Source organism: Mesorhizobium sp. M0514 (assembly GCF_040321145.1).
GTDB lineage: Bacteria > Pseudomonadota > Alphaproteobacteria > Rhizobiales > Rhizobiaceae > Mesorhizobium.
The window spans coordinates 1-7,308 of record NZ_JAMYQZ010000155.1 but is presented as its reverse complement, the minus strand read 5'-3'; the positions used below and the strand labels follow the sequence as shown (position 1 = coordinate 7,308).

Sequence of the window (7,308 nt, the reverse complement as noted above, 5' to 3'; positions counted from 1 at the left end):
AGTATCGCTCCTACAGGGGCGAGGCTGGGCGGACCGCTCCCGATCTGTTGCAGCGCAAGTTCGGCGCCGACCGGGCTAACCGCAAATGGGTGACCGACGTGACGGAGTTCAGCCTGGCCGGCGACAAGCTCTACCTGTCCCCGGTCATGGACCTCTACAATGGCGAGATCGTCGCGTTCGAGACGGCGCGGCGGCCACGCTTCAAACTGGTGGACAATATGCTGACCAAAGCCCTCGCCCGGCTTGGTGAGGACGAACGGCCGATCCTGCATTCCGATCAGGGATGGCAGTATCAAATGTCGGCATTCCAACGCAGGCTGGAAGCCAGAGGCCTTCAACAGAGCATGTCACGCAAAGGCAATTGCCTCGACAACGCCCCAATGGAGAGCTTCTTTGCCATCCTCAAATCCGAGCTCTTCCATCCCGGAACCTTCGACACCGTTCAAAGCCTGGACGACGCCATCACGGACTACATCGACTACTACAACCACCGCCGCATCAAACTGAAACTGAAAGGGCTGGCCCCTGTGCAATACAGGAACCAGCCCTTAAACCTACCAGCTCAATGAACCGTCCAACTTTATGGGGTCAGTTCATCGAGCGGGCTTTTTCATTGATTATCGAAGTCTCAGCTGCGCGCCGCCCGGTCCGGCGTCATGCCATAGTCCTCCGAGCGTTCGACGGCGCGGTAGAAGTCGGCAAGCTGCTTGCCGCGCTCAGGCTTGAAGATGCGGCCGGCGATGACCACCGAGGCGATGCGGTCGATGCGGAAGGCGCGGAAATCGTCGCGCATCTCGCACCAGGCAACCAGCGTCCATACCTTGCCCCAGAACCACAGACCGAGCGGACGGATGTCACGCCCGGTGCCGCGGCCGGCCTCGTCGCGGTAGTCGATGGTCAGCACCTGTCGCTTCTCGACAGCGCGCTCGATCACGTCGATCGCCTCACGCGCGGCGTCGCTCACCACCCACATCGGCGTGTGGATCTCGGTGCGGGCGATGCGGTCCTTCTCGGCGTCGGGCAGGACGGCGCCGATCTTGACCAGCGACTCGTCGGCCGCACGCGCCATGGCCGCGCCGCCAAAGGCCCGCACCATGCGGGCGCCGGCGACCAGCGCGACGATTTCGTCACGCGTGAACATCAGCGGCGGAAGGTCGAAACCCTCCCTCATCATGTAGCCGACGCCGGCCTCGCCGTCGATCGGCACTCCGGTCGACTGCAAATCGGCGATATCGCGGTAGATGGTCCGCTCGGAAACCTCGAGCCATGTGCCGAGCTTCTGGGCGGTGACCAGCCGGCCGCCACGCAGGTGCTGCACGATCTGAAAGAGCCTGTCGGCACGTCGCATCGTATGGTCCCTCGGCTGCTTTTCTATGAATGTCACGGTCCCGAAACCGGTTCCGGGTGACATCCATCTCCTGTTTTATGCTTGTCGTTCTCCCAAAAACCGCTGCGCACTTTTGGGCGACACGCATTATGGTTTAAGTCCTTCGCGCTTGCGCTGCACGGCGACGAATTCCGCGCCGAAGGACAATTTCTTCGTTGTCGGCGTGTTCACGTCGAGCACACGCCAGTACGGCGTGATATCGTTCAGCGTCATGCCGCGTTCGAGATCCTCATTGGCGGCTTCGGCGACGGTTCGCAGATGATAGCCGATGGTGACCGGACATGTCACTTGCGCCCCATGCTCGATGGCGAGCGCGGTGCGCAAGGCGCGTACATCCATCTCGAGGCCGTTGGGGATCGTGCGGATGAAATCATCGACCTGACGGGCCGTCGGCACCAGCATCGGCTGGCCCTCGACGACGTCGCCCATTGTGCGTGGCGTCGGCTTCACGCCGTTGACGCCCGGCGTGTTCAGCCTGTCGTTCCAGCTTTTCACCATTCATGTCTCCTGACACGTTTATGGCATGGTGCTCCTGACAGCATTCTGTCAGGAGCCTTCAGCATTGTCCGTAGCAGGCGCCAAAAGTCTTTGCGCCAGCCCAAGGCGTCGCCGCCCGGGGGTCCATGTCAATGATCCGGGCGTTGCGGGGTCCGCATCCAAGCATTGTCATGTAAAACGCCTCAGATCTCGCGAATGCGGCTGTGACCCTCATACATATCTGGCCAGCCAATGTCCTTGCGGATGTCCGCCGGCAAGGAGTTCAGGAAGCGCTGGGTACGGACTTCATTGCGCATCGTGCGGATCTTGCCGACATAGTGCTGTACGCTGTTCAAAATACCAAAGCTGTTCATGAACATCTCCTCTTCTCTGATGGAGACACTATCGCATACCCCTCCTGACAGCAGTCTGTCAGGAGCATGTCAGCTCGTTGAAGAAAGCTGCGAGGTGCTTGGCGGTCGGTTCGGAAACGAGCCTTTTGTCAGGAATGGCCAAGTCGACCGAGACCATGCAAGAACCGCTTTGACAGCCTGTCGCGATGCTGCTCAAAGGCGGGCATGTCGAAACTCCTCGCGCTCGTCATCATCGGCATGATGGCCATTCAGCTGATCAAGCCGCTCGGCTGGCCGGGCCTGAAGCGGCGCGGCGATTTCTGGAAGCTGGCCCTGATCGCCATGGCGGCCATCGCGCTGGCGGGTGCGCTGGGGCACTGGGCATAGCCTTGAGGGTCAGGTCGGGTCCACCGTTCCCATGGCAATCATCCGGATGGCGTTGAGGCTGGGCACGAAGAAGTAATCGCCACCGCGCGTCGTCATGAATTCCGGCAGGTTCGCCGCAATAAAAGGCGTGGCGTTGGCCGGGCCGGCCGGAATGACATGCTTGCTCGATTCGGCGCGGTTGCCGGTCAGCGTGCAGGTGTCCTTGCCGGTTTCGGAATCCAAGCCGTAGCTCATCCATTGCTGCTGGATGATATTCTGGCTCAGATCCATTGGAAGCAGGCTGCAATCAACAGTATTTGGAAATACTCGCGTCAGTTCTCTGAAGCCCACCAGTCCGAGCTTGTGCCCCCTCAGGTCAATCGGCGAGCACCCATCCGACCAGATGTTCGGCCCAGGCGCGGTAACCGGCTTCCGAGGCATGAAAGCCATCGGAGGCAAAGCCGGCCTCAGGGTTGGTGATCGGCAGCCGTGGCGCCGGCACGGCGCCGCGCTCGAAACAGAGGCGCTCGCCCATGCGGTTCATTGCGGTAGCGCGGATTTCGAGAATCTTGCCGAGCAGCGGCGGCATGGCCGGCGCGCGGGTGAACTCCAGCACCGGCGACCACACCACGCGCGCCTCCGGCCATTTGGCACGCGAGGCGTAGAGCAGGCCACCGAACTCCTTCTTGAAGCGCGGTACCGAGTGGAAATTCTTGGTGTCGTTGGTGCCGATGGCGAGCACGATATGCGTCCACGGATCGGCCGACAGATTGGGCAGCACATGGTCGCGGATCTGGCCCGACGTTGCCGAGTTGAAGCCGGCGGCGCGCCAGCGCACGGCAAGGCCGGTTCGTTGCGCGATCATGACGGCAAGCTGCGCGGCAAGCCCGTTCTCGGAATTGCCGATGCCGACGGAAGCGGCCGAGGAATCGCCCAGCACCAGCAGCGAGATGGCGGGCGCCTTGCCCGATATTTCGTGCATGACCGGCCCTTGTGCCGGCAGCATGCGGGTGGTGCGGCGGCGCACGCCGAGGCCCTGCCAGACATAAACGGGGTAGGCGAGCCAGGTAAGAAGGGCCGGGAAGCGCATGGCGATACCGTTTAGAGATCAGCGGCAGCCTTAGCGCAAGTTTCGCCTGAGGTGAACGAGCTTCTAGTCGCAGCAGTTCGGCTTGTCCGCCTGCTTGTCCTGATATTCGTCATGCAGCCGCACCCAGTCCATCAGGCTATGATAAGGGCCATTTTCGCCGCGGCCCTTCGGTGTCATGTCGAGATAGTCATAGGTGCCGATCTGGGCCTCGCCGCCGCGGGCGCGCGACATAAAGGTAAGGAATATGTCGCCGTTCTCTTCCTTGTAGAAAACACTGGTGCCGGGAAGGTCCTTTGACGTGCGCGGACGCGTCTCGAAATTGTAGGTGGTGTCGCCGGCCGCGATCTGCTTGTCGGTGAAGGAGACCTGCATGTCGAAGTTGAAATCCGAGGCGTGGGACGACACCCAGTCGAATTTCCAGCCCATACGCTGCTTGTAAGGCAGCAGTTCCGCCAGCGGCGCGCGCGCAACCACCACCAGCGACACGTCGTGGTGCCTGAGATGCTGATCGGCGCCGTCTATATGGTCGGCAAGGAAGGAGCATCCTTCGCAGCGGTGGTTCGATCCTGGCGTCATCATGAAGTGGTAGACGATCAGTTGGCTGTTGGCGCCGAACAGTCCGGCCAGGTTCTTCGGACCCTGCTCGGTCTCGAAGACATAGTCCTTGCGGATTTTCATCCAGGGCAGTTCACGCCGCTCGGCGGCGATGCGCTCACGCAACCGTGTCAATTCCTTCTCGCGCGCCAGATGCGCCTTGTGCGCCTCAAACCAGTCTTCACGCGAAACCACCTTGTTGCGAGTCATGAAGTTCTCCCTGTCTGTTCACCCAAGGACGTTTGGGGTGGGCAGGAACCGACATCGCCGTCAGCTTTTGCCGAAAGGTAGATAAGGATGAACGAACTCCGTCCAAGCCGGGCTTTGCATAAACAAAACCCGGGCGCATCGGCCCGGGTTGTATGACAACGGGAGGACTGCGCTCAGGCGGCCTGTTCGAGGCTCGCCGTCCATTGTCCCAGCGCCGCCAGATGGTTCATGTGGGCACGATGGGTGAAGGCGGCCTGGCCGGCGGCGACGTTCGATGCCTTGCCGCTCCAGGCCTTTTGCGGGGCGGCCTGCAAGGCGCGGCCATAGGAGAAGGTCAGCTTCCACGGATGCGGCCCGATGGCGTTGATGGCGTTGAGGTTGGCGGTCGCCTCCTCGTCCGACTGCCCGCCCGAAAGGAAGGCGATGCCCGGCACCGCTGCCGGTACGGTTTCGCGGAACAGTTTTATGGTCTTTTCCGCGACCTCTTCGGGGCTGCTCACCTTGCCTGATTTCCTGCCGGCCAGCACCATGTTCGGCTTCAGGATGGTGCCTTCCAGCACAACGCGCGCCGCATGCAGCTCGTCATAGAGCTTGATCAGCGTTGCCTTCGAGATGTCGTAGCAGGTGGCAATGTCGTGCGCGCCGTCCATCAGCACTTCCGGTTCGACGATCGGCACGATGCCGGCCTCCTGGCACAGTGCGGCATAGCGGGCCAGCGCATGGGCATTGGAGGCAATCGAATTGGCCGAGGGCACGCCCTTGCCGGTGTCGATGTCGATCACCGCGCGCCATTTGGCAAAGCGGGCGCCGAGCTTGTAATAATCCGCGAGCCGCTCGCGCAAGCCGTCGAGGCCTTCGGTAACGGTATCGCCGGGAAAGCCGGCGAGTGGCTTGGCGCCGGCATCGACCTTGATGCCGGGAATGGCGCCCGCCGCCTTGATGATGTCGACCAGAGGCGTGCCGTCGGCAGCCTTCTGACGGATGGTCTCGTCGTAGAGAATGACGCCGGAGATGTACTTCGTCATTGCGTCCTTGGCGCGGAACATCATCTCGCGGTAGTCGCGGCGGCTATCGGCGGTCGATTCGACGCCGATAACTTCGAAGCGCTTCTTGATGGTGCCGGAGCTCTCATCGGCGGCCAGCAGGCCCTTGCCGCCGGCCACCATCGCGGCGGCAATGTCTTCGAGACGTTCGCTCATTTTTGCTTCTCCTTGACGGTGTTGTTCCGCGCTTAAGGGAAGTCTACCGCCAAAGGAATGGCATCGGAAAGCTCGAATCGATTGAAAGTTTCCAGCGCCTCGTTTGACGCCCTCGTCCCGATCAGGCCTGCTTCTTCAGGACGTCGACGCCGGGCAGCGGCTTGCCTTCCATCCATTCCAGGAAAGCGCCACCGGCGGTCGAGACATAGGTGAAGTCGTCGGCGACGCCGGCATGGTTGAGGGCGGCCACCGTGTCGCCGCCACCGGCGACCGAGACCAGCTTGCCGGCCCTGGTGCGGGCCGCCGCGTGCCTGGCCGCCGCCACCGTGGCGTGGTCGAAAGGCTCGATCTCGAAGGCGCCGAGCGGGCCGTTCCAGACCAGCGTCGCGGCGCGGTCGATCCATTCACCGATCGTCTTCACGGTCTTTTCGCCGACATCGAGGATCATGCCGTCAGCCGGGACATCCGAAATGGCAACGGTCTCGCTGGCGGCACCCGCCTTGAATTCCTTGGCGACGACACCGTCGACAGGCAGGATGATGGCGCAGCCGGCTTCGGCGGCCTCGATCATGATCTGCTTGGCGGTCGCGGCAAGGTCATGCTCGCACAGCGACTTGCCGACAGCGGTGCCACGCGCGGCGAGAAAAGTGTTGGCCATGCCGCCGCCGATCACCAGCGCGTCGACCTTCTTCACCAGGTTCATCAACAAGTCGATCTTGGTCGACACCTTGGCGCCGCCGACAATGGCGACGACAGGGCGGACCGGATTGCCGAGCCCCTTCTCCAGCGCCTCGAGCTCGGCCTGCATGGTGCGGCCGGCATAGGACGGCAACAGCCGCGCCAGGCCTTCGGTCGAGGAGTGCGCCCGGTGGGCGGCGGAAAAGGCGTCGTTGACGAAGATATCGCCATTGGCGGCGAGCCGCTCTGTAAAGGCCGGGTCGTTCTTCTCCTCGGTCTTGTGGAAGCGGGTGTTTTCCAGCAGCAGCACATCGCCCTTGTTCATGGCGGCGACCGCACTGCCCGCCGTGTCGCCGACGCAGTCGCCGGCAAAGCCGACGGGGCGGCCAAGCACCTCCGCGGCAGCCTTGGCGATCGGCTCCAGCGAGAATTCGGGCGAGGGACCATTCTTCGGGCGGCCGAAATGCGCGAGCAGGATGACCTTGGCGCCCTTGCCGGACAGCTCGGCGATGGTCGGCGCGATGCGTTCGATGCGGGTGGCGTCGGTGACCTTGCCGTCGGCGACGGGCACGTTGAGGTCGACGCGCACCAGCACGCGCTTGCCGCTGATATTGCCGATATCGTCGAGTGTCTTGAAGGCGGCCATGCGGGTTCCTTTCCGTGGAAAATCGCCGGGACCATACCTCGCATCGATGACGATGCAAGGCTTGAGCCGGGGTGCGAGCTAAATTTTGAGATCAAGGCGAAGGCTGTCGTGATGATGCGGGACGTCAGCGTGAACCGATCGCTTGTCAGCCTTCGGTCGTTATCTTTTCCGCCGTCGGCTCAAGGGCCTTCTCATTGGCTGTCGCCTCTGCATTCTGCGTCTCGGTCGGCTTGCGCCAGTTGCGGATGAAGGCGGAGACACGATCGCGGATCTCGCCGGCGCTCAGGAACACCGGAACCCGCGCCACC

10 protein-coding genes are annotated in these 7,308 nt (G+C 62.5%); 2 read left to right on the top strand and 8 right to left on the bottom strand.

The features are described from left to right. On the top strand, nt 1-569 hold a 569-nt coding region (locus NKI61_RS31790), incomplete at its 5' end, for an IS3 family transposase (protein ID WP_352842302.1). A gap of 59 nt (nt 570-628) precedes the next feature. Here NKI61_RS31790 and NKI61_RS31785 read toward each other — a convergent pair. From NKI61_RS31785 to NKI61_RS31775, 3 genes are all read right to left on the bottom strand, one after another. Then, the gene (locus NKI61_RS31785) at nt 629-1,348 is read right to left on the bottom strand and encodes a helix-turn-helix transcriptional regulator (RefSeq protein ID WP_352842301.1); all 720 of its coding nucleotides are present in this window, start codon (nt 1,346-1,348) and stop codon (nt 629-631) included. A gap of 126 nt (nt 1,349-1,474) precedes the next feature. Beyond that, nucleotides 1,475-1,885 (bottom strand): hypothetical protein, encoded by a 411-nt coding sequence (locus NKI61_RS31780; protein ID WP_031199867.1) that lies wholly within the window; start codon nt 1,883-1,885, stop codon nt 1,475-1,477. A 182-nt stretch (nt 1,886-2,067) separates the two neighbouring features. Further along, nucleotides 2,068-2,238 carry a hypothetical protein gene (locus NKI61_RS31775; RefSeq protein ID WP_023670139.1) on the bottom strand — a complete coding sequence of 57 codons (171 nt, stop codon included), beginning with the start codon at nt 2,236-2,238 and terminating at the stop codon, nt 2,068-2,070. A gap of 204 nt (nt 2,239-2,442) precedes the next feature. On the opposite strand from NKI61_RS31775, the gene NKI61_RS31770 reads away from it, so the two are divergent. Further along, complete coding sequence (locus NKI61_RS31770) at nt 2,443-2,604, top strand: hypothetical protein (RefSeq protein ID WP_023683991.1); 162 nt, start codon at nt 2,443-2,445, stop codon at nt 2,602-2,604. A gap of 9 nt (nt 2,605-2,613) precedes the next feature. Here the strand turns inward: NKI61_RS31770 and NKI61_RS31765 are convergent, their stop codons facing one another. The 5 genes from NKI61_RS31765 to NKI61_RS31745 form a co-directional block, all read right to left on the bottom strand. Beyond that, complete coding sequence (locus NKI61_RS31765; RefSeq protein ID WP_155923328.1) at nt 2,614-2,934, bottom strand: hypothetical protein; 321 nt, start codon at nt 2,932-2,934, stop codon at nt 2,614-2,616. Between the two features lie 25 nt (nt 2,935-2,959). After that, nucleotides 2,960-3,673 carry an SGNH/GDSL hydrolase family protein gene (locus NKI61_RS31760; protein ID WP_023737388.1) on the bottom strand — a complete coding sequence of 238 codons (714 nt, stop codon included), beginning with the start codon at nt 3,671-3,673 and terminating at the stop codon, nt 2,960-2,962. A 63-nt stretch (nt 3,674-3,736) separates the two neighbouring features. After that, nucleotides 3,737-4,477, bottom strand: a complete 741-nt coding sequence (locus NKI61_RS31755; protein WP_352842300.1) for a DUF899 domain-containing protein — start codon at nt 4,475-4,477, stop codon at nt 3,737-3,739. Nucleotides 4,478-4,650: 173 nt separating this feature from the next. Continuing rightward, nucleotides 4,651-5,676 (bottom strand): class I fructose-bisphosphate aldolase, encoded by a 1,026-nt coding sequence (locus tag NKI61_RS31750; protein ID WP_023825004.1) that lies wholly within the window; start codon nt 5,674-5,676, stop codon nt 4,651-4,653. A 121-nt stretch (nt 5,677-5,797) separates the two neighbouring features. Then, a complete protein-coding gene (locus NKI61_RS31745) occupies nt 5,798-7,000 on the bottom strand; it encodes a phosphoglycerate kinase (protein ID WP_023727301.1) in 1,203 nt (400 codons plus the stop codon). Nucleotides 7,001-7,308 lie beyond the last annotated feature (308 nt).

Coding starts and splice junctions, on each gene's coding strand:
- NKI61_RS31785 (WP_352842301.1), bottom strand. CDS start 1,348: ATGCGACGTGCCGACAGGCTCTTTCAGATCGTGCAGCACCTGCGTGGC.
- NKI61_RS31780 (WP_031199867.1), bottom strand. CDS start 1,885: ATGGTGAAAAGCTGGAACGACAGGCTGAACACGCCGGGCGTCAACGGC.
- NKI61_RS31775 (WP_023670139.1), bottom strand. CDS start 2,238: ATGAACAGCTTTGGTATTTTGAACAGCGTACAGCACTATGTCGGCAAG.
- NKI61_RS31770 (WP_023683991.1), top strand. CDS start 2,443: ATGTCGAAACTCCTCGCGCTCGTCATCATCGGCATGATGGCCATTCAG.
- NKI61_RS31760 (WP_023737388.1), bottom strand. CDS start 3,673: ATGCGCTTCCCGGCCCTTCTTACCTGGCTCGCCTACCCCGTTTATGTC.
- NKI61_RS31755 (WP_352842300.1), bottom strand. CDS start 4,477: ATGACTCGCAACAAGGTGGTTTCGCGTGAAGACTGGTTTGAGGCGCAC.
- NKI61_RS31750 (WP_023825004.1), bottom strand. CDS start 5,676: ATGAGCGAACGTCTCGAAGACATTGCCGCCGCGATGGTGGCCGGCGGC.
- NKI61_RS31745 (WP_023727301.1), bottom strand. CDS start 7,000: ATGGCCGCCTTCAAGACACTCGACGATATCGGCAATATCAGCGGCAAG.